The organism is Dactylosporangium sp. CA-092794 (assembly GCF_050948465.1).
Classification (GTDB): domain Bacteria; phylum Actinomycetota; class Actinomycetes; order Mycobacteriales; family Micromonosporaceae; genus Dactylosporangium.
The window spans coordinates 2311309-2331923 of record NZ_CP192044.1 but is presented as its reverse complement, the minus strand read 5'-3'; the positions used below and the strand labels follow the sequence as shown (position 1 = coordinate 2331923).

Genomic DNA, 20615 nt, shown 5'->3' with positions numbered 1-20615 from the left:
GGCGACCCAAACGCGCCCATTGACGGGGCACGGTCGGCGATCAGGTCCCACATTTCGGGCGCTGCGTGCCGCGAAGCGCGGCGCAGCGACCGGAAGTCTCCGTGATCATGCGCAACTGGCACTGACACCAACGGTTTTTCATGATCACGGAGTGCTGATGTACACCCGTGTACCACAAGTCTCCTGGATCATGAAAAACCCGCGGAACGGCCACCGCGAGCATCATGATCACGGAGACTTATGTCCGGCCCGCCATGCCGACCGCGGGGCGGCGCGATGACCGCGGTGCGCCGCCGGTGGTCGTCGGCGCCCAGCCTGCGGCGGCCGTGGCCGGTCGCCTGGCGGGCCGACGTCAGCGGTCGGTGGCGAGCTCCCTGTAGGCGGACTCCAGGAGTTCGTCGGGCGGGCCGTCCAGGGTGCCGGGGACGGCGAGGTCGTCGAGCACGACGAAGCGCAGCATCGAGCCGCGGGCCTTCTTGTCGACCCGCATCGCGGCGTGGAGGTCGGGCCAGGCGTCGGCCGGATACGACACCGGGAGGCCGAGGCGCTCCAGCACGGTGCGGTGCCGGGCGGCGACCTCGGGCGCGAGGCGGCCGGAGAGGCGGCCGAGGGCGGCGGCGTAGATCAGGCCGACGCTCACGGCGTGGCCGTGCTTCCAGTGGTACCGCTCGCGGCGCTCGATCGCGTGGCCGAGGGTGTGGCCGTAGTTGAGGATCTCGCGCAGGCCGCTCTCGCGCAGGTCGGCGGAGACCACCCGCGCCTTGACCGCGACCGAGCGCTCGACCAGCTCGGCGAGCGCCGGGCCGCCGGGCTCGAGGGCGGCGGCCGGGTCGGCCTCGATGAGGTCGAGGATCGCCGGGTCGGCGATGAAGCCGCACTTGACCACCTCGGCCATCCCGGCCAGCAGGTCGTCGGCAGGGAGCGTTTCGAGGGCGTCCAGATCGCACAGCACGCCGGCGGGCGGGTAGAAGGCGCCGACCAGGTTCTTGCCGGCGCTGGTGTTGACGCCGGTCTTGCCGCCGACGGCGGCGTCGACCATGCCGAGCAGGCTGGTCGGCACGGTCACCAGGCGCACGCCGCGCAGCCAGCACGCGGCGACGAAGCCGGCCAGGTCGGTGACGGCGCCGCCGCCGACGCCGACGACGGCGTCGGAGCGGGTGAACGCGGCCTCGCCGAGGGTGTCCCAGCAGCGGGCGGCGACCTCGATGTCCTTGCCGGCCTCGGCGTCGGGCACCTCGATCGGCAGCACCTTGGCGCCGGCCGCGGTGAGCCGCGCCTCGACGCGCTCGGCGTGTGCGCGCACCGGGCCGGCGAAGATCACCGCGACCTGGTTGGCGCCTTTGACCAGGTCGGCGACGCCATCGGAAGCATGCTGACCGATTTGTACGGCATATCCGTCTACATCGACATATTTCATAGTTCACCGGCCAGATAGTCGGCGATCTCCTCCGGCGTGCGGCCGTCCGTCACCACGGTGACCGTCGCGACCTCCTCGTACAGCGGGCGGCGCTGGTCGAGCAGGTGCTTGAGGGTGGCGCGCGGATTCAGGGCGAGCAGCGGCCGGCCGGCGCCCAGGCCGACCCGGGACACCGCGTCGGCGAACTCGACGGAGAGGTACACCACCGGCTGACCGACCAGGGCCTTGCGGGTCTCCTCGGCCAGGATCGCGCCGCCGCCCAGGGCCAGCACCCCGTCGAACTCCCGCAGCGCGGTCGCGATCGCCGCCCGCTCCAGGGCCCGGAAGTGATCCTCGCCCTCGTCGAAGAAGATCTCCGGGATCGGCTTGCCGGCCGCGGCCTCGATGTCGGCGTCCACGTCGCGGAAGGCCACGCCGAGCCGGGCCGCGAGCAGTTCGCCGACCGTCGTCTTGCCGGCGCCGGGCGCGCCGACGAGCACCGCCCGGGGACTCATCGGATCACCAGATTTTCTAGGTACCCCGTGACATTGCGACGGATCTCGGGGATGGAGTCGCCGCCGAACTTCTCCAGCGCCGCCTCGGCGAGGACCAGCGCCACCATCGCCTCGGCGACCACGGCCGCGGCCGGCACGGCGCAGACGTCGGAGCGCTGGTTGATCGCGGTCGCCGGCTCGCCGGTGGTCACGTCGACGGTCTGCAGGGCCCGGTTGAGCGACGAGATCGGCTTCATCGCGGCCCGCACGCGCAGCGGCTCGCCGGTGGTCATGCCGCCCTCCAGGCCGCCGGCCCGGTCGGTGATCCGGCGCACGCCGTCGGGGGTGTTGATGATCTCGTCGTGGGCGACCGAGCCGCGGGAGCGGGCCTGGGTGAACGCGTCGCCGATCTCCACGCCCTTGATCGCCTGGATCGACATGAGCGCGGTGGCGAGCCGGGCGTCGAGCTTGCGGTCCCACTGGACGTGGCTGCCGAGGCCGGGTGGCACGCCGTACGCCAGGACCTCGACGATCCCGCCGAGCGTGTCGGCGTCCCGCTTGGCCGCGTCGACCTCCTCGACCATCCGGGCGCTCGCGTCCGGGTCGAGGCAGCGCAGCGGGTCGGCGTCGATGCGCTCGGCGTCCTCGGGGCGGGGCAGCAGCCCGGGCTTGGCGGCGACCGAGCCGAGCTCGATCACGTGCGAGACGATCTCGACGTCGAGCGCCTGGCGCAGCAGTGCCTTGGCTACGCTGCCGACCGCGACCCGGGCGGCGGTCTCCCGCGCGCTGGCCCGCTCCAGGATCGGCCGGGCGTCGGTGTGGCCGTACTTCTGCATGCCGGCGAGGTCGGCGTGGCCGGGCCGGGGGCGGGTCAGCGGGGCGTTGCGCGCCTGCGCGGCGAGCACCTCCGGGTCGACCGGGTCGGCCGCCATGACGGTCTCCCACTTGGGCCACTCGCTGTTGGCGACCCGGATGGCGACGGGGCTGCCGAGCGTCCGGCCGTGCCGCAGGCCGCCGATGAACTCCACGACGTCCTGCTCGAAGCTCATCCGCGCGCCGCGGCCGTAGCCGAGGCGTCGGCGGGCCAGCTCGGCCGCCACGGACGCGCTCGTCAGCTCGATCCCGGCGGGCACGCCCTCGAGGATCGCGACGAGCGCCGGGCCATGGGATTCTCCAGCGGTCAACCAGCGCAGCACGTCAGCAAGTCTGTCACGCGGCCTCGCCCTCAGCCGGACAGGGCCGCGCGCATCTCACCCACTGGCGCCTTGACGCCGGTGAACAGTTCGAACTGGTCGACGGCCTGCCACAGCAGCAGGTCCAAGCCGGACACGATCGGGCAGCCGGCGGCGGACGCGGCGGCGGCGAGCGGGGTGGGCCACGGGTCGTAGATGGCGTCGAACACGACCGGCCGGGCGGACCAGTCGGCGACGGCGAGATGGTCGGCGGCTCCCTTGGGTACCGTCGAAATGACCACCGGCACAGCGGTGGCCTCCACGGCGGCCTCCCACGGCGCGGCGGTCAGCGCCACGTCCAGCGCCTCCGCGACCGGGCGCAGCTCCTCGGCCGCCTCCGGGCGGCGGGTGTAGACGGTGACGTCGGCGGCCAGGCTCGCCGCGGCCGCGATCGCCGCCCGGGCCGTGCCGCCGGCGCCGAGCAGCGCCAGCCGCGGGATGCGGCTCACGCCCGCCTCCAGCAGGGCCCGGACCATGCCGGGCGCGTCGGTGTTGTAGGCGTGCCAGCCATACGGCCGGCGGACCAGCGTGTTGGCCGCGCCGATCGCCGCCGCGAACGGATCGACGAGGGCGGCGGCGCTCAGCGCGACCTCCTTGAGCGGCATGGTCAGCGACAGCCCGGCCCACTCGGGGCCGAGCCCGCCGACCAGCCCGGCGAGCTCGTCCTCGCCGCATTCGATGGCGGTGTACGCCCACCCCGCGAGGCCGGCCGCGGCGTAGCCGGCGTTGTGGATCGCCGGTGAGCGCGAGTGGCCCACCGGCTTGCCGAGCACCGCCGCGCGCATGCCTACTTCACGCCGTTCTTCTGCGCCTGTTCCCACAGCTTCTGGAACTCCGCGTAGGTCTTGGCGTAGGCGGTGTTGCCCGCCGTGTCGATGGCGAGGAAGTAGTAGAAGTCGCTCTTCGGCGGGTTCATCGCCGCGCTCAGCGCGCTGCTGCCGGGGTTGCTGATCGGCCCGATCGGCAAGCCGGCCACGTCGTGGGTGTTGTACGGGTCGTTCTTGTTGTGCAGCTCGGACTGCAGCAGCTCGGTCGAGGGCTTGGCGCCCTTGCCGGTGATCCGCAGGTAGTAGTTGACCGTGCTGTCCACCTGCAGGCAGTTGCACGGGAACTTGCCGGAGTAGACGCGGTTGTACAGCACCCGCACGATCCCGGGCTGGTCCTTGTCGAGCCCCTCGACCTGTGCGATCGACGACGCCACCAGCGCCTCGAACGGCGATATGTGCAAGTTGTTCTGCACCGCCTCGATGAACCCGATCTTCTCGATCTCCTCGTTGAACCGGGCCACGATGATCTTCAGCACCCCGGTCGCGTCGAGGTTGGGCGGGAAGTCGTAGGTCGCCGGGAACAGGAAGCCCTCGATCCCGGGCGAGCGCTGCTTGCCGTCCTGGCGCGCATACCAGACATCGCCGACGCCGAGCGCCTTCGGGTCCTTCGCGGCGTTTTCGAAGTCGTCATACGGCAGCTTCGTGGCCTCGGCGAGCTTCTTGAAGGTGTCCTGGTACGTCAGCCCCTCGGCGAGCGTGACCTTGTTGACCAGCCGGCTGCGCGGATCGAGCATCAGCGACAGCGCGGCGCTCGCCTTCATCTGCTTGTGCAGGCTGTAGAAGCCGGGCTGCAGCTTCTTGCTGCGCTCGTCCTTCTTGGCCGCCTCGACGAACGCCTTGGCGCTCTTGACGACGTCCTTCTCCTGCAGCGTCGCGGCGATGTCGGCGGCGAGCTGCCCGGAGATCACCTCGATCGTGACCTGGCCGGTGCCTCCGCCGCTGTAGTCCGGGGCGCTGAACATTCCCTGGATTCGATCGATGCCGGCGTAGACACCATACGCCAGGCCGCCGACGACCAGCAGGCTGATGAGGAGTGCCAGGAAGGTCTTTCCGCCGCGCCCCTTCTTCTTCCTGCTCCTGGCCGGAGGACCGGAGGCGCGGCGCCGGTGACGCGGCCGGTCCTCGTCCTCCCAGGCCAGATCCAGCTCGTCCATCTGCACTCTGCCTCCTGGCGCTCAGCCGTGCACTGCTCCGGCCCGTCTGGCGTCGAGCCAACCCTGCAGGATCTCCACCGCGGCCACCTGGTCGATGACCGCCCGCTGGCGCCTGCCTCGGACGCCACGCTCCGACAGCCTACGTGTTGCCGCCGCCGTGGACATCCTCTCGTCTGTCAGCACGACCGGCACCGGCGCCGACACGGCCGCCAGCCGATCCGCATATTGCCTGATCAGAGCCGCCGCCGGGCCTTCTTTGCCGGCGAGGTTGATCGGCAGTCCGACGACGATCGCCACTGCCTCATATTCACGGACGTACCGCAGGATTTCCGACATGTCGGATGGAGTGGCGTCACTGTCGGTAGTTTGGTCGCGCGCGAGGGTGGCCACGGGGCTGGCGAGGATGCCGTCCGGATCGCACACGGCGACGCCGACCCGGACCGACCCGACGTCGACCCCGAGCCGTCTTCCCCGCACCCACTGCACCTGCCCCACACGCGCACCCTAGCCGCTCGACGCCCGCCCGTGTCGCCCGCGCCTCTCACGAAAAGTCCAGACACTTCATGTCCGGACTTTTCGGATTTATACCCCGACGGGCCTTATATCCATTTCTGTGGGCTTTTCGCGGGCCGCCCCTCGGGTCCGCGAGGGCGTTTCGCCGGCTCCAGCCGACCGGAAGTCTCCGCGATCATGCCCGACTGGCCGTGCGCACCCCGGGTTTTTCATGATCGCGGAGTTTGAATGTACCTATTGGTACCGTATGTCTCCACGATCATGAAAAACCGGTGGTGCCGGATGGTCGGCGCGCATGATCACGGATGCTTATGTTCGGGTCGGCTGGCCGCGGCGGCTTGGTGATGATGCGCGGCATGGGCGCGGAGCGGGATTTGCGATTTGGCGCGAAAAGTCCAGACACTTCGTGTCCGGACTTTTCGGACTTATGCCCTGTCGGGGTATAAATCCGATAAGTCGTGGCGCGGAGCGCCCGACTTATCGGATCTCCACGCGCGGGGGTCGACTTGCGGGGCGGGCGCTCCAGGTCGCAAGCACTGCGACGGCGGAAGGCGGCCGGTTGCGAGGGCGGAAGTGCGCCGGGTGGACCTCGGGCGGAGGACCTTGCGGCGGGAAGGCAGCCTGCCCGGGGAGATGCTCCGGACGGAATGGCGCCGACCCCGCCCCGGGAGAACTCGGGCCGGCGCCGGCCCGCCCCCAGGAAAGCCCGGGCCGGCGCGGCCCCGAGGAAGCTCCGACCGCGAAGGGGACGTCCCGCCCAAGAGCGCTCGGACGGGAGGCTCGGGGCCCGCCCAGGAGAGCTCAGGGCGGGGAGGTGCCGGCCCGCCCCAGGAAGGCTCCGGTCGGCCCGCCCCGGGAGAGGTTGGGGCGGGCCGGAAGGGGGCGTTACAGGGACTTCTCGACGGCTAGCAGGAGGTTCGGGGCCTCGGTGGCCGGGACGCCGCCGCCCTGGGCCAGGTCGGCGTTGCCGCCGCCGCGGCCGGACAGGGCGCCCTTGACCAAGGCGCCGGCGGACAGGCCGCGGGACTTGGCGGTGGCGTTGACGGCCACGACCAGCGACGCCTTGCCGCCGGCGCGGGCGGTCACGGCGACGACCGCCGGGCGGTCGGCCGGAATGCGGCCGCGGATCTCCTGGGCCAGCGTGCGGACCTCGTTGGCCGAGGTGCCCTCGGGGGCCTCGGTGCCGACATAGGCGACACCGCGCACGTCCCGCGCGGCCTCCGCCAGTGCGCCGGCGCCGGCCAGGACGACCTGGGTGCGCAGCTTCTCCAGCTCGCGCTCGGCGTCGCGCAGCTGGGCGACAGTCTGCTCGACGCGGTCGGCGACCTGGTCGCCGGGGACGCGGAAGAGCTCGGCCAGGCGCGAGACCAGGAGATGCTCGCGGGCGAGGTGGCTGAAGGCGTCCAGGCCGACGAGGGCCTCGACCCGGCGTACCCCGGAACCGACCGAAGCCTCGGAGAGGATCTTCACTAGGCCGAGCTGCGACGAGCGCTCGACGTGCGTGCCACCGCACAGCTCGCGGGCGTAGTCGCCGACCTCGACGACGCGGACCTCGTCGCCGTACTTCTCGCCGAACAGCGCCATCGCGCCGAGCTTGCGGGCCTCCTCCTGGGAGGTGATGAACGCGTGCACCAGCAGGTCGCGCAGGAGTACCTCGTTGACCTGCTGCTCCACGTCGTGCAGGACGCTCGGCGGGACGGCCGACGGGGTGTTGAAGTCGAAGCGCAGCCGGCCGGGTGCGTTGAGCGAGCCCGCCTGGGTCGCCGACTCGCCGAGGAAGTTGCGCATCGTCTGGTGGATCAGGTGGGTCGCGGTGTGGGCGCGCGAGACCGCCCGGCGCCGGTCGATGTCGATCTCGGCGAACGCGGTGTCGCCGGAGCGCACCTCGCCGGCCACGACGCGGGTCCGGTGGACGATCAGGCCGGGCAGCGGGGACTGGACGTCGAGGACCTCGACCTTGCCGCCGCCGAGCGTGATGAAGCCGCCGTCGGCGAGCTGGCCGCCGCTCTCGGCATAGAACGGCGTGGCGTCGAGCACGATCGAGACCTCGTCGCCCTCGCCGGCCACCGGCAGGCCCAGCAGGGAGCGGACCCGGGTCTCGCGGGAGACCTCGCGGTACCCCGTGAACTCGACGGGACCGCCCTGCTCGAGCACCGACCGGTAGACCGACAGGTCGGCGTGACCGGTCTTGCGGGCCTGGGCGTCGGCCTTGGCGTTGGCCTTCTGCTCGGCCATGAGCCGGCGGAAGCCGTCCTCGTCGACGGTCAGGCCCTGCTCGGCGGCGATCTCCAGGGTCAGGTCGATCGGGAAGCCATACGTGTCGTGCAGCTGGAACGCCTTGTCCCCGGCGAGGACCTGCCCGCCCTTGGCCTTGGTGTCGGTGACGGCCAGGTCGAGGATCGTGGTGCCGGCCGACAGCGTGGCCAGGAAGCGCTCCTCCTCGCCGTAGGCGTACTGCGAGATCCGGTCGTACTCGGCCGCGACCTCCGGATACGACGGCGCCATGCAGTCGCGGGCGATCGGCAGCAGCAGCGGCAGCGACGGGCCTTCCTGCCAGCCCAGCAGGCGCATGGAGCGGATCGCCCGGCGCAGGATGCGGCGCAGCACGTAGCCACGGCCCTCGTTGGACGGGATGACCCCGTCGGAGATCACCATGAGCGCGGTGCGCACGTGGTCGGCGATGACCCGCAGCCGCACGTCGTCGGGGTGCGACTCGGCGGCGACGTGGGAGACCGCCTGGCCGTAGCGCTTGCCGGTCAGCTCGGCCGCCTTGGCCAGGATCGGCCGTACCTCGTCGATCTCGTAGAGGTTGTCGACGCCCTGCAGCATGGAGGCGATCCGCTCCAGGCCCATGCCGGTGTCGATGTTCTTGTTGGGCAGGTCACCGACGATGTCGAAGATCTCCTTCGACTTCACGTTGGTGATCTCGTGCTGCATGAAGACGAGGTTCCAGTACTCCAGGTAGCGGTCCTCGTCGACCTCCGGCCCGCCCTGCTTGCCGTAGGCGTCGCCGCGGTCGTAGTACAGCTCGGAGCACGGGCCGGCCGGGCCGGGGATGCCCATCGACCAGAAGTTGTCCTTCTTGCCCCGGCGCACGATCCGCTCGGCGGGCATTCCGGTGCGCTTCCAGATGTCGATGGCCTCTTCGTCGTCGAGGTACACCGTGGCCCAGATCCGCTCCGGGTCCAGCCCGAACCCGCCGTCGGCCGCGGATTTGGTCGACAGCTCCCAGGCCAGCTTGATGGCGCCTTCCTTGAAGTAGTCGCCGAAGCTGAAGTTGCCGTTCATCTGGAAGAAGGTGCCGTGCCGGCTGGTCTTGCCGACCTCGTCGATGTCGGGCGTGCGGATGCATTTCTGCACGCTCGTGGCGCGGGGGTACGGCGGGGTGCGCTGGCCGAGGAAGAACGGCACGAACTGCACCATGCCCGCGTTGATGAACAGCAGGTTGGGGTCGTCGACGGCGGGCAGCGGGGCGGAGGGCACCACCGTGTGCCCGTTGGCCTCGAAGTGGGCCAGGAAACGACGCTTGATCTCCGCGGTTCTCATCCGTGCTGCCGGCCTTCCGGGTATAGGTCCTCGTCCAGGGTCAAGCCTTCGGCGAACGCGGCGTGGATCTCGGCCTCGCGCTCGGCCATGCCGTCGCGCACGTCGTCGACGAAGTCGCGCACCGTGGCGGCGATGCCCACGGCCGAGTCGCGCGCCGACGCCGCGATGCCCTGCGGGGTGAAGGCCCGGGCCTTCTTGGTGACGGCCCGCACCACCAGTGCCCCCACGGCAAGTCCGATTCCGAGCCACAGCAGACGCCGCATGGCTCAACCTTTCTCTGTCAATTATGGAAGTTGTACCGCGGGAGGCAGCGCCGGCCCGCGTCAGCCCCGGCGGCGACGCTGCTTGAGCTGCTCGCGCACCTCGGCCTCGTCGGCCTCACGCCGCCGGTTCGCGGCGGCCTTGCGCACGCCGTAGCCGAACGCGGCGACCTTCACCAGCGGGTTGGCCGCGGCGGCGCTGACCACCGTGGACAGATTCGCAACGTTAGCGCTGACGTGCGACACGTTTTCGGTGATGGTGTCGATCCGGGCCAGCTGCATGTTGACCCCGTCCAGGGTCGTGTGCACCTGGACCAGCGCTGTGTTGACGTTGTCGATGGTGCTGTTGACCCGCTCCAGCATGGGCGTGGTCTGGTTGGCGGCATCACGCAGCGCCCCGGTGGCGGCGTCGATGGTGTGCCGGACCCGCAGGATCGGCACGGCGAGCACCAGCACGAGCACAAAGAACCCACCCGACGCCACGAGCGCCGCGATACCGCCCAGGGACACGGTCACGCCGTCCTCCTTGACCCGAACTTGACCCGAAATTGAACTTCACGCGCATTCGGCCATTACCCATGCGGAAGCGCATTTCCAACGGAGGAACCCTACCCTCCGTTATGCGTCCCCGCCCCTCGACCGGCCGCTCTGCCGCTTTTCGCCCATTGGCCAGCCGGCGATCAGGGCGCGGCTGGGTCGTAACTGATGCGGTTGAACACCTTGATGGTCGTGACGGCGAGCGGGCAGATGGCCGTCGGCGCGGGCCCCGGCGACTCGCCGCCGGCCGGCGGGGACTGGCCCGGCGGCCCGGACGCGCCGGCGGCGGGCTTGGTCGTGGCCTTGCCGGACGGGGCCTTGCCGGTCGGCTCGGGCACGGGGTTGACCGTCGGCCGGGTGCTCTTCACGTCGCAGACGGCGTCACGCACCCACAGGTCGAGCACGTACTCGTCGCGCTCCCAGCAGGTCTCGAAGCCGTCCACGCCCTCGGACTGGCAGTCCGGGATGTCCCAGTCCACCCAGCCGGCGTCGCGCAGCTTGCCGACGAACGCCCGGTTGGTCTCCTCCGGCCCGCGGGCCGACTCCCAGGTCCGCTGCCGGGACCGGCACTCGCGGATGCACCACCGGCTGCCCAGCGCCCCGTCGACCGGGTTCTGGGCCGCCCACTCGGGCAGCTTGAGGTCGTCGAGCTCGACGAACACCGGGTCGCGCGAGAGCTCCCGGATGACGAAGAACGCGGCCGGCGCGCTGACCACGGCCAGCACCACGAAGATGATCGTCGCCATGCGCAGCTGCCGCACCCGCTTGGCCTGCGCCAGCTGCAGCAGCCCGAACGGCGCGATCAGCGTCGTCTGCTCCCAGTCGAACGAGGCCGGCGAACTGGCGGTGGCCCGGAACGTCACCGGGTTCGGGTCGAACCGCGCCAGGTCCACGAACGGCTTCGCCGGCGGCCCGTCACCGGTGAACCGCCCACCCGGCGCCCGCCCGCCCGCATACGGCGACGGCCGCCCCGGCCCTCCCCCGGGCCCCTGCGGCCCACCACCGCGCGGCCCCGCACCGGGCCCCTGCGGACCCCCACCGCCGCGCACACCACCGCCAGGCCCCTGCGGCCCACCACCGCCACCACGAGGACCGCCACCGGGAACCTGGGGACCGGCACCACCGCCACGAGGACCCCCACCGGGAACCTGCGGACCGGCACCACCGCCACGAGCACCGGGGCCCTGCGGAGCGCTACCGGGCCCTTGTACACCAACGCCGCCGCCGCGCGGACCATCGCCGGGCCCCGATGGGGCACCACCGCGCCCGCCGCGCGCCTCGGGCACGCGAGGTTCACCAGGACCGCCACCGGCCCGGAAGGCCGTCGTCCCCTCGGGTTCGGCCGCCCGCCGCCGCCCGCCGCCGCCATCGCCCCGACCGCCGGCACCACCATCGCCCCGACCGGGGCCGGCACCACCACCGGCCCGACCATCACCGGCACGACCGCCACCACCATCGCCCCGGCCGCCGCCACCACCGTCGATGCGGCCGACGCCGGCACCACCATCGGCCCGCGCACCGGCGCCCGGCATATCGGGCTCGCCGCGCCGTGGCTCCGGCAGTCCGCGCCGCCCACGGCCGGCGGCGTCGTCGGAGGGCCCGGAACCGTCGTCCGGCTCGGCACTGTGCGCGGGCCGCCGCCCACCGGTCGGCGACTCCTGCCCGTCCTCGGGCGCCCGCCGCCGCCCGCCACCACCGCTCACCGTCGAAGCACCGCCGCCGGGACTCCAGCCCTCGGCACCCTCACGAGCGGCCCGCCGCCCACGCGACGGCGACTCGTCCCACGGCTCCGCCGGCGCCGCCCGACGCGACCCCGACGGCGACTCACGCCACGGCTCCGCCGGAACGGCCGGACGGGAACCCGACGACGACTCGCGCCGCGAATCAGGCGGAGTCGCGGCACGGGAACCAGAGGGCGACTCACGCCAGGGCTCGGCCGGCGCGGCGGCGCGCGAGCCGGACGGCGACTCGCGCCAGGGCTCGGCCGGCGCGGCGGCGCGCGAGCCGGACGGCGACTCGCGCCAGGGCTCGGCGGGTGCCGACGGGCGGGAGCCGGACGGCGACTCGCGCCAGGGCTCGGCGGGTGCCGACGGGCGGGAGCCCGACGGCGACTCGCGGCGCGGATCGGGCTGGGTCGGAGGCCGGGAGGCGGAGGGGGACTCGTTCGGATTCCGCCAGGCGCGGTTGAACTCCGGGCCGAGGGGGGCGTTCGCGCCTGCGGGCGCCGAGGCCACCGCGGAGGCGCCCGCCGGCGGCGGAGGCGGCGCGGAAGGCGCCGCCGGTCTCGCCCCGGACGACGACTCGCGGGAGGAATCCCGCGGCACCCGCCAGGCCTGCGTCGGCTCGGCCGGAGGCGCCCCGGCCGACCGCGGCGGCACCGGCGTCGAGGCCGAACGCGGCCCAGCAGAGCCCGGCGCTGAGGCCGAGCGCGGCCCAGCGGAGCCCGGCGCTGAGGCCGAGCGGGACCCGGCGGAACCCGACGCCGAGGCCGAGCGGGACCCGGCGGACGCGGCGGCCGGACCGGACCCGAGCGGCGCCGAGCCAGGACCCGGCTGGACCGGCGCCGAGGCGGAGCCGGGCCCGGCGGGAGCCGGAGCCGAGCGGGGCGGCACCACGGCCGAGGCCGCGCGCGGCGGCACGGGAGCGGCGGCGGCGCGGGGGGGGACGGGAGCGGCGGCGCGGGGCGGGGCCGGGGTCGAGAGTGGGCCGGAGGGCGCGGACTGGCCGCGTGACTGGGGTGGCACGGTCGGTGACGAGGGCGGCCCGGACAGGGCCGAGCGCCGCGGGTTCACCTGATCGAGCACGTCACCGGGCGCGGGCGGTCCGCCGAACGTGCCGAGGTCGTCGTCCGCGGACCGGCCGGCGCTGCGCAGCTCCGCCAGCCAGCCGAAGTCGTCGTCGGTCGGGCCTTCTTCGGCCTTGCCGCGGCCGCGCCGCTTCTTGGCCTCGTCTCGACCCGAACTCACCGGTGTCGCTCCTCCACCATGCTGTTCTCGTCCGCAGCGTCAGCTCCGGTTCCCCGCACGATACGCCGCAGCTTGGGCAATCGTTCCGCCACTGCGCGCTCCGCGCCATGGCCCTTGGGGCGGTAGTACTCCCGGTCGCCGATCCCTTCCGGGGCGTACTGCTGCTGCACAACGCCCCTGGGGTCGTCGTGAGGGTATTTGTACCCCTGCCCGTGGCCGACCCGGCTCGCCCCCTTGTAGTGCGAATCGCGTAAATGCGCGGGTACTGCACCGCCGTGCCCGGCGCGCACGTCGGCCATGGCGGCGCCGATCGCCGTGATCACCGCGTTGGACTTCGGGGCGAGGGCCAGGTGGATCACCGCCTGGGCGAGGTTGATCTGGACCTCGGGCAGGCCGACGTACTCGACCGCGTGCGCCGCCGCCGTCGCGATCGTCAGCGCGGTCGGGTCGGCCATGCCGACGTCCTCGCTGGCGAAGATCACCATGCGGCGGGCGATGAACCGGGCGTCCTCCCCCGCGTTGATCATGCGGGCCAGGTAGTGCAGGGCGGCGTCCACATCGGACCCGCGCAGGCTCTTGATGAACGCGCTGACCACGTCGTAGTGCTCGTCGCCGTCGCGGTCGTAGCGCAGCGCGGCGACGTCGATCGCCTTCTCCGCGGTGGCCAGGTCGACGATCGGATGGCCCTGGGCGAGGGCGGCGCCGGCGGCCGCCTCGAGCGCGGTGAGGGCCTTGCGCACGTCGCCGCCGGCCAGGCGTACCAGATGGGCCTCGGCATCGTCGTCGAGCGTCACGGCGCCGTCCAGCCCGCGGGCGTCGGCGACCGCCCGGCGCAGCAGGGTGCGCACGTCGTCGTCGGTGAGCGGCTGCAGGGTAAGCAGCACGCAGCGGGACAGCAGCGGCGAGATGACGGAGAAGTACGGGTTCTCGGTAGTGGCGGCGAGCAGCGTCACGGTCCGGTCCTCGACGGCGGCGAGCAGGGAGTCCTGCTGCGTCTTGGAGAACCGGTGCACCTCGTCGATGAACAGCACGGTCGGCGGGCCGCCGCGGCGGCGCTCCTTGCGGGCGGTGTCGATGACCGCGCGCACGTCCTTGACCCCGGCCGACAGGGCGGACAGGGCGACGAAGTTGCGGTCGGTGGCGCCGGCGACGAGGTGGGCGATGGTGGTCTTGCCGGAGCCGGGCGGGCCCCACAGGATCACCGACATCGGCGAGGCGCCGCCGACGAGCTGGCGCAGCGGCGCGCCGGGTGCCAGCAGGTGCTGCTGGCCGACCAGCTCGTCGAGGCTGGCCGGGCGCATCCGCACCGCGAGCGGTGCGTCGGCCGGCACGTCGGTGAAGCTGCCGGTGACGGCGGGGTCTCCGCCGCCACCGGTCGGTACGTCGAACAAGCCGTCCACGGAACCCGACCCTACAGGCCGGTCATCAGTTGGAGCGCTCGACCGGAACCGTCGTCGCGGCCGGCACCGGGGCCTTGGGCTTGGCGTCGACGCCGGCCTCGGCCCGCTGCTGCGGGGTGATCGGCGTGGGCGCGCCGGTCAGCGGGTCGTAGCCGCCGCCGGTCTTGGGGAATGCGATCACCTCACGGATCGAGTCGGCGCCGGCCAGCAGCATGCAGATGCGGTCCCAGCCGAAGGCGATGCCGGCGTGCGGGGGCGGGCCGTACTTGAACGCCTCCAGCAGGAAGCCGAACTTGTCGGCGGCGTCCTCGGGCGTGATGCCGAGCATGTCGAAGACCCGGCGCTGCACGTCGGCGCGGTGGATACGCACCGAGCCGCCGCCGATCTCGTTGCCGTTGCACACGATGTCGTACGCGTAGGCGAGGGCCTCGCCCGGCGCCTCCTCGAACCGGTCGATCCAGTCGGCGTTGGGCGAGGTGAACGGGTGGTGCACGGCCGTCCAGCCCTTCGCGCCGCCGCCGGTGCCGCCGGCCTCGGGGTCGGTGGGCTCGAACATCGGGGCGTCGACGATCCAGCAGAACGCCCAGGCGCTCTCGTCCACCAGGCCGGCCCGCCTGGCGATCTCGATGCGGGCCGCGCCGAGCAGCTCCTGGGCCTCGCGCCGCTCGGTGGAGGCGGCGAAGAAGACGGCGTCGCCGGGCTTGGCGCCCACGTAGTCGGCCAGGCCGGCCAGGTGCTCCTCGGAGAGGTTCTTGGCGACCGGGCCGCGCGCCTCGCCGGTCTTCGCGTCGAGTACCACATAGGCCAGACCCTTGGCACCGCGCGCCTTGGCCCAGTCCTGCCAGCCGTCGAGCTCCTTGCGGGTCTGCGCGGCGCCGCCGGGCATCACGACCGCGCCCACATAGCCGCCCGCGTCGATGGCGCCGGCGAACACGCGGAACTCGGTGCCGCGCAGGTACTCGGTCAGCTCGGTCAGCTCCACGGAGTACCGCAGATCGGGCTTGTCGGAACCGTAGCGGTTCATCGCGTCGTGCCAGGTCAGGCGCGGGATCTCGGCGGTGACCCGGTGCCCGGCGAGGTCGGACCACAGCGCCTGGACGATCGACGTGCCGAGCTCGATGACGTCCTCCTGGGTCACGAAGGACATCTCGATGTCGAGCTGGGTGAACTCCGGCTGGCGGTCGGCGCGGAAGCCCTCGTCGCGGTAGCAGCGGGCGATCTGGTAGTAGCGCTCCAGGCCGCCGACCATGAGCAGCTGCTTGAACAGCTGCGGGGACTGGGGCAGGGCATACCAGGTGCCGGGCTGCAGCCGCACGGGCACCAGGAAGTCGCGGGCGCCCTCGGGCGTGGACCGGGTCAGCGTCGGGGTCTCGACCTCGACGAAGTCGCGCTCGGCGAGCAGGTTGCGGGCGATCTGGTTGGCCCGTGAACGCAGCTTCATGGCCTTGTGCGGGCCCGAGCGGCGCAGGTCGAGATAGCGGTAGCGGTACCGCACGTCGTCGCTGGCGACCTCGTTGTCGTCGATCGGCAGCGGCAGCGGCGCGGCCTCGGACAGCACCTCGAGGGTGCTCGCGACGACCTCGACCGCGCCGGTGGGCAGGTCCGGGTTCTCGTTACCGGCGGGCCGGGCGCGCACCTCGCCGGTGACGAGCACGCAGTACTCGTTGCGCAGGGCGTGCGCGGCCGCCATCTCCTCGCGGAAGACCACCTGGACCACGCCGGAAGCGTCGCGCAGGTCGACGAAGATGACCCCGCCGTGGTCGCGGCGGCGGGCCACCCAGCCGGCCAGCGTCACGGTCGTTCCGGCGTCGGCGCCACGCAGGGTGCCGGACTCATGGGATCGGATCACGAGATCTCCTTCGGCGAGCTACGAAACACCTGACATTCTGTCACCGCAGCGTCGGCGTCAGATCCTCGGCCGGGGGGGTCCACGCGGTGCTGGAGGCGGGCACCTGGTCGCCGGAGCGGATGTCCTTGACCTGGTCGCCGCCCTCGGCCGAGGCGCTGGCCGGGAACCACACGAACGGGATCCCGCGCCGCTCGGCGTAGCGGATCTGCTTGCCGAGCTTGGCCGGCACCGGCGCCACCTCGGTGGCGATGCCGCGGGCGCGCAGGTCGGCGGCGATGCGGTTGCTGGCGGTCCGCTCCTCCTCGCTCCACAGCGCGACCAGCACCGCGGTCGGCGTGGGCCGGCTCACCCCGAGCGCGTCGGCGTCGAAGAGCAGGCCGAGCAGGCGGGACACGCCGATGGAGATGCCGACGCCGGGGAAGACGTCCTTGCCGGCGCTGGCGAGGTTGTCGTACCGGCCGCCGGAGCAGATCGAGCCGTACTGCTCATAGCCGATCAGCTCGGTCTCGTAGACGGTGCCGGTGTAGTAGTCGAGACCGCGGGCGATCTTGAGCGTGGCCTCGACCAGGCCGGGCGCGTGCTCGCGGGCGGTCTCCACGACCGCGGCCAGCTCGGCGATGCCCTCGTCCAGCAGCGGGTGCTCGACGCCCAGGGCCCGCACGGCGTCGGCGAAGGAGGCGTCCCCGGCCCGGATCTCGGCCAGCGCGAGGCACGCCTTGGCCTGTGACTCGCTGCCGCCGGCCTGGACGATGAGCTGGGAGACGGCGTTCGGGCCGATCTTGTCCAGCTTGTCGACTATCCTGAGGATCTCCTCCGGATCGGCCAGGCCGAGGCCGCGGTAGAAGCCCTCGCAGAGCTTGCGGTTGTTGACCATGATCCGCACGCCGGGAATCGGCAGCGAGCGCAGCGCGTCGCCGATGACCAGGGGGATCTCGGCCTCATAGTGGGGCGGGAGGGTGTCCCGGTCGACGATGTCGATGTCGGCCTGCAGAAACTCGCGGTAACGGCCGGCCTGCGGTTTCTCGCCCCGCCACACCTTTTGGATCTGGTACCGCCGGAAGGGAAACTGCAACTTGCCGGCATTTTCCAGCACATAGCGCGCGAACGGGACGGTCAGGTCGAAGTGCAACCCCAGGCTCTGCTCCTCGTCGCCTTCGGCCGCCTGGAGCCGGCGCAGGGTATAGACCTCCTTGGAGGTCTCCCCCTTGCGCAGCAGCTGGTCGAGCGGCTCGACGGCGCGGGTCTCCAGCGGCGAGAAGCCGTAGAGCTCGAAGGTGCGCCGGAGGCGGTCCAGCACCTGCTGCTCGGCGAGGCGCTGCGCGGGGAGCCACTCCGGGAAGCCGGACAGCGGCGTGGGTCGGGTCATCGGTGTCTACCAGCCTTTCCGCGGCGCCTGCTGCGCCTCACGGAGGAACGGATTGCGGGCCCGCTCGCGCCCGATCGTGGTCTGCTCGCCGTGGCCGGGCAGCACGACCGTCTCGTCGGGCAGCGTCAGCACCTTGTCACGCAGGCTGGCCAGCATCTGGGTCATGCTGCCGCCGGGCAGGTCGGTGCGGCCGATCGAGTCGCGGAAGAGCACGTCCCCCGAAAAGCAGAGGTGCTCGCCGGCGGCGGCCTGGGAGCCGGTGCGGAACATGACCGAGCCGCGGGTGTGGCCGGGCGCGTGGTCGACGGTCAGCTCCAGCCCGGCGAGCTTGAGCACCAGGCCGTCGTCGAGCGGCGCCACGTCGTCGGGCTCGCTCCAGACCAGCCGACCGCCGAAGAGCGCGGTGAGGTCGGTGCTCAGGCCCTTGGCCGGGTCGGCGAGCATCTCGCCGTCGTCCGGGTGGATGTAGGCGGTGATCCCGCGGGCCTTGCAGACCGGCGTCACGGAGAACGTATGGTCGAGGTGACCATGGGTGAGCAGCACGGCGACCGGCTGGAGCCGGTGCTCGGCGAGCACGGCGTCCAGGCGGTCGGCGACCCCGATGCCTGGATCGATGACCACACATTGCTCGCCCGGCGCGGGGGCCACCACGAAGCAGTTGGTCCCGAACGCCTCGGCGGGGAACCCGGCGACCAGCACGGCGCACCTCCCTGTCGATGTCCTGGCACATGGTCCTGTCAGGTCCAGCTAGACCCTATCCGGAGCTCAGGCACAGCCAACCGTGACCGGGCGGCGACCCGCATTCCGGCTTCTACCCGTACACTCTGGCGGGCGTGTGACGTGGCACCCAAATGTATTTTCCTGGAGGGGAGCACCGGTGGCTTCCAGTAAGAGCCGGCAGCGCGCTCTGGCGCGGGCTAAGACCGAGCGGCAGATCGCCCGGAGGGCGGCCGCGGCGCGCAGGCGCCGCCAGTGGCAAGCGGGGATCGGCATCGCCGTGGTCCTCGCGCTGCTGGTCGTGGTCGTGATCTGGAAGACCGGAGGCTTCTCCCCCGCGCCGATCAAGGCCGACGACTGCGCGTACACCGCGGTCGACGCCGGCTCCGGCGTCACCGACGTGGGCAAGCCCCAGGCGACCGACGTGATCAAGAGCGGCGTCAAGACGATGACGATCGCGCTGGGCCAGGGCACGGTGACCGCGAAGCTCGACCCCGCCAAGGCGCCCTGCACCGTCAACAGCATGAGCTACCTGGCCGGCAAGAAGTTCTTCGACAACACCACCTGTCACCGGGTGACCGACTCGATCCTGCAGTGCGGCGACCCGTCCGGCACCGGCAGCGGCGGCCCGGCCTACCGCTTCCCCAACGAGAACGTGCCGGCCCCGATCGCCCCGTCGGCCGACCCGAGCGCCTCCGCCGACCCGAGCACCCCGCCGAGCAACAACGCGCTCTATCCGGCCGGCACGGTGGCGATGGCGCACTCCTCGCAGCCGGACAGCAACAGCAGCCAGTTCTTCCTGGTCTTCAAGGACACGCAGTTCCCGGCCGACTACACCATCTTCGGCACCATCACCGGCGGCCTCGACGTACTGGAGAAGATCGGCGCCGCGGGCAACGACGGCAGCAACGAGGCCGGCGGCGGCAAGCCCAACCAGGAAGTCAAGATCAGCTCCCTGACGGTCACCGACACCGCCCCCGACGAGTCCGCCCCCGAGCCGGTCCCGTCGGCGGCCAGCCAGCCGCCCTCGTCGTCGGCCCCGGCCACCCCCTCGGCCGGCGCGTCGAGCAATTCCTGAGGTTGACCAGCAATACTCACCCATCCCTGTTGAGCAAGGAGTACCAACCGTGACCACCAACCGGGACCGTCAACGCGCCGCAGCGCGTTCGCGGCTGGAGCGGGAGATGGCCCTTCGCGCCGAGCAGTCCCGGCTGCGGCGGCGCAGGAACACGACGATCGCCGCCGGAGCGGGCGCCCTGATCGTCCTGCTCGCCGCGGCCTGGGTGGTGGTCGCCGTGACCAGCGACGACAGCAAGGGCACCGAGGCCGCCGCCAGCCCGTCGACGTCGGCCACCCCGACCAGCTGCACCTGGCTGCCGGCGATCGACCCGAGCGCCAGCCCGGCGCCGGACCCGGAGGTACAGAAGGCCACGAAGGACGTCGGCATGCCCCCCGCGTCCGGCGAGGCCCGCACGGGCACCCAGACGATGACCCTGGACACCAGCGTCGGCACGGTGAAGATCGAGGTCGACACGGCACACGCCCCGTGCACCGCGGAAAGTTTCACGTACCTGGCCAGCAAGAAGTTCTTCGACGACACGGTCTGCCACCGCCTCGTCGTGCAGAGCATCTACGTCCTGCAGTGCGGCGACCCGTCGGCCACCGGCTACGGCGGCCCCTCCTACCGCTACGCCGAGGAGAACCTCCCGACCGACAAGCGCCCCGCCTACGGCGAGGGCGTGGTGGCCATGGCCAACAACGGCCAGCCGGCCTCGACGGGCAGCCAGTTCTTCATCGTGTACAAGGACATCGCCCAGCTGGACCCGAACTACACCGTCATCGGCCGGGTCACCGAGGGCCTGGACCTGATCAAGAAGGTGGCCGACGCGGGCGTCATCGCCGACCCGTCCGCCGACCCCTCGGCCCCGCCCTCGGAGGGCAAGCCCAAGACCGAGGTCCGCATCAAGTCCCTCACCATGAGCGCCCCCACCCCGTAACGGGTTCGCGCGAAGCGGTAGCCAAGGCCGCCCCACTCTTTCGCGGGGCGGCCTTGCTATTGACCACAGCGGCTACCGCTCGCTGCCGCAAACCGCGTATGACCTGACCGCAGCGGCTCCCGCTCGTTGCCGCAAACCGCGTCCGGCCCGCCAATTCGGGTGGATCCGCACATCCGGGACATATCGGGCGCGCGGAGCCCATGCGGCGCGCGGAGCGCGTGGGGCGCGCGGAGCGCGTGGGGCGCGCGGAGCGCGTGGGGCGCGCGGAGCGCGTGGGGCGCGTGGGGCGCGTGGGGCGCGCAGAGCGCGTGCACGTCGACGCGCCGGGCTGGTTGCGCAACCACGACCTGCCGCCGGGTCG

16 protein-coding genes and 1 pseudogene are annotated in these 20615 nt (G+C 72.3%); 3 read left to right on the top strand and 14 right to left on the bottom strand.

The features are described from left to right. Nucleotides 1–352 precede the first annotated feature (352 nt). From aroB to ACQPXD_RS10200, 10 genes are all read right to left on the bottom strand, one after another. Complete coding sequence (aroB, locus tag ACQPXD_RS10245) at nucleotides 353–1417, bottom strand: 3-dehydroquinate synthase (protein WP_432837095.1); 1065 nt, start codon at nucleotides 1415–1417, stop codon at nucleotides 353–355. Further along, nucleotides 1414–1911: a shikimate kinase gene (locus ACQPXD_RS10240; RefSeq protein ID WP_432837093.1), complete on the bottom strand. Its 498-nt coding sequence runs from the start codon at nucleotides 1909–1911 to the stop codon at nucleotides 1414–1416. The genes aroB and ACQPXD_RS10240 overlap by 4 nt, the downstream gene beginning before the upstream one ends. After that, nucleotides 1908–3086 (bottom strand): chorismate synthase, encoded by a 1179-nt coding sequence (gene aroC / locus ACQPXD_RS10235; protein WP_432837091.1) that lies wholly within the window; start codon nucleotides 3084–3086, stop codon nucleotides 1908–1910. The genes ACQPXD_RS10240 and aroC overlap by 4 nt, the downstream gene beginning before the upstream one ends. 29 nt (nucleotides 3087–3115) lie before the next feature. Beyond that, nucleotides 3116–3907 (bottom strand): shikimate dehydrogenase, encoded by a 792-nt coding sequence (locus ACQPXD_RS10230; RefSeq protein ID WP_432837089.1) that lies wholly within the window; start codon nucleotides 3905–3907, stop codon nucleotides 3116–3118. Between the two features lie 2 nt (nucleotides 3908–3909). Continuing rightward, nucleotides 3910–5103: an endolytic transglycosylase MltG gene (mltG, locus tag ACQPXD_RS10225; protein WP_432837087.1), complete on the bottom strand. Its 1194-nt coding sequence runs from the start codon at nucleotides 5101–5103 to the stop codon at nucleotides 3910–3912. A 21-nt stretch (nucleotides 5104–5124) separates the two neighbouring features. Next, nucleotides 5125–5598, bottom strand: coding sequence for a Holliday junction resolvase RuvX (gene ruvX / locus ACQPXD_RS10220; RefSeq protein ID WP_432837085.1), 474 nt, complete (start codon nucleotides 5596–5598; stop codon nucleotides 5125–5127). Between the two features lie 903 nt (nucleotides 5599–6501). Continuing rightward, on the bottom strand, nucleotides 6502–9162 hold the full coding sequence (alaS, locus tag ACQPXD_RS10215) for an alanine--tRNA ligase (protein ID WP_432837083.1): 2661 nt from the start codon (nucleotides 9160–9162) through the stop codon (nucleotides 6502–6504). Continuing rightward, nucleotides 9159–9425, bottom strand: a complete 267-nt coding sequence (locus tag ACQPXD_RS10210) for a hypothetical protein (RefSeq protein ID WP_432837081.1) — start codon at nucleotides 9423–9425, stop codon at nucleotides 9159–9161. The genes alaS and ACQPXD_RS10210 overlap by 4 nt, the downstream gene beginning before the upstream one ends. A 60-nt stretch (nucleotides 9426–9485) precedes the next feature. Further along, entirely contained in the window at nucleotides 9486–9932 is a 447-nt protein-coding gene (locus tag ACQPXD_RS10205; protein WP_432843773.1) for a DUF948 domain-containing protein, read from the bottom strand. 170 nt (nucleotides 9933–10102) lie between these two features. Then, nucleotides 10103–10852, bottom strand: a complete 750-nt coding sequence (locus ACQPXD_RS10200; protein ID WP_432837079.1) for a hypothetical protein — start codon at nucleotides 10850–10852, stop codon at nucleotides 10103–10105. A 1291-nt stretch (nucleotides 10853–12143) separates the two neighbouring features. Here ACQPXD_RS10200 and ACQPXD_RS10195 point away from each other — a divergent pair. Further along, nucleotides 12144–12755, top strand: coding sequence for a hypothetical protein (locus ACQPXD_RS10195; protein WP_432837077.1), 612 nt, complete (start codon nucleotides 12144–12146; stop codon nucleotides 12753–12755). Here the strand turns inward: ACQPXD_RS10195 and ACQPXD_RS10190 are convergent. The 4 genes and pseudogenes from ACQPXD_RS10190 to ACQPXD_RS10175 all read right to left on the bottom strand — a co-directional run bounded on the left by ACQPXD_RS10190 (nucleotide 12748) and on the right by ACQPXD_RS10175 (nucleotide 18239). Beyond that, nucleotides 12748–14325, bottom strand: a pseudogene (locus ACQPXD_RS10190) (replication-associated recombination protein A). The gene ACQPXD_RS10195 and the pseudogene ACQPXD_RS10190 sit on opposite strands and share 8 nt — an antisense overlap. Nucleotides 14326–14350: 25 nt before the next feature. Continuing rightward, nucleotides 14351–16174, bottom strand: a complete 1824-nt coding sequence (gene aspS, locus ACQPXD_RS10185) for an aspartate--tRNA ligase (protein WP_432837075.1) — start codon at nucleotides 16172–16174, stop codon at nucleotides 14351–14353. A gap of 40 nt (nucleotides 16175–16214) precedes the next feature. Further along, entirely contained in the window at nucleotides 16215–17540 is a 1326-nt protein-coding gene (gene hisS, locus ACQPXD_RS10180; RefSeq protein WP_432837073.1) for a histidine--tRNA ligase, read from the bottom strand. A gap of 6 nt (nucleotides 17541–17546) precedes the next feature. Beyond that, the gene (locus ACQPXD_RS10175; protein ID WP_432837071.1) at nucleotides 17547–18239 is read right to left on the bottom strand and encodes an MBL fold metallo-hydrolase; all 693 of its coding nucleotides are present in this window, start codon (nucleotides 18237–18239) and stop codon (nucleotides 17547–17549) included. Between the two features lie 178 nt (nucleotides 18240–18417). Here ACQPXD_RS10175 and ACQPXD_RS10170 point away from each other — a divergent pair, with 178 nt between their 5' ends. Continuing rightward, on the top strand, nucleotides 18418–19335 hold the full coding sequence (locus ACQPXD_RS10170) for a peptidylprolyl isomerase (protein ID WP_432837067.1): 918 nt from the start codon (nucleotides 18418–18420) through the stop codon (nucleotides 19333–19335). A gap of 49 nt (nucleotides 19336–19384) precedes the next feature. After that, on the top strand, nucleotides 19385–20254 hold the full coding sequence (locus ACQPXD_RS10165; RefSeq protein ID WP_432837065.1) for a peptidylprolyl isomerase: 870 nt from the start codon (nucleotides 19385–19387) through the stop codon (nucleotides 20252–20254). The last annotated feature ends 361 nt before the right edge of the window (nucleotides 20255–20615 follow it).

Coding starts and splice junctions, on each gene's coding strand:
- aroB (WP_432837095.1), bottom strand. CDS start 1,417: ATGAAATATGTCGATGTAGACGGATATGCCGTACAAATCGGTCAGCAT.
- ACQPXD_RS10240 (WP_432837093.1), bottom strand. CDS start 1,911: ATGAGTCCCCGGGCGGTGCTCGTCGGCGCGCCCGGCGCCGGCAAGACG.
- ACQPXD_RS10230 (WP_432837089.1), bottom strand. CDS start 3,907: ATGCGCGCGGCGGTGCTCGGCAAGCCGGTGGGCCACTCGCGCTCACCG.
- mltG (WP_432837087.1), bottom strand. CDS start 5,103: ATGGACGAGCTGGATCTGGCCTGGGAGGACGAGGACCGGCCGCGTCAC.
- alaS (WP_432837083.1), bottom strand. CDS start 9,162: ATGAGAACCGCGGAGATCAAGCGTCGTTTCCTGGCCCACTTCGAGGCC.
- ACQPXD_RS10210 (WP_432837081.1), bottom strand. CDS start 9,425: ATGCGGCGTCTGCTGTGGCTCGGAATCGGACTTGCCGTGGGGGCACTG.
- hisS (WP_432837073.1), bottom strand. CDS start 17,540: ATGACCCGACCCACGCCGCTGTCCGGCTTCCCGGAGTGGCTCCCCGCG.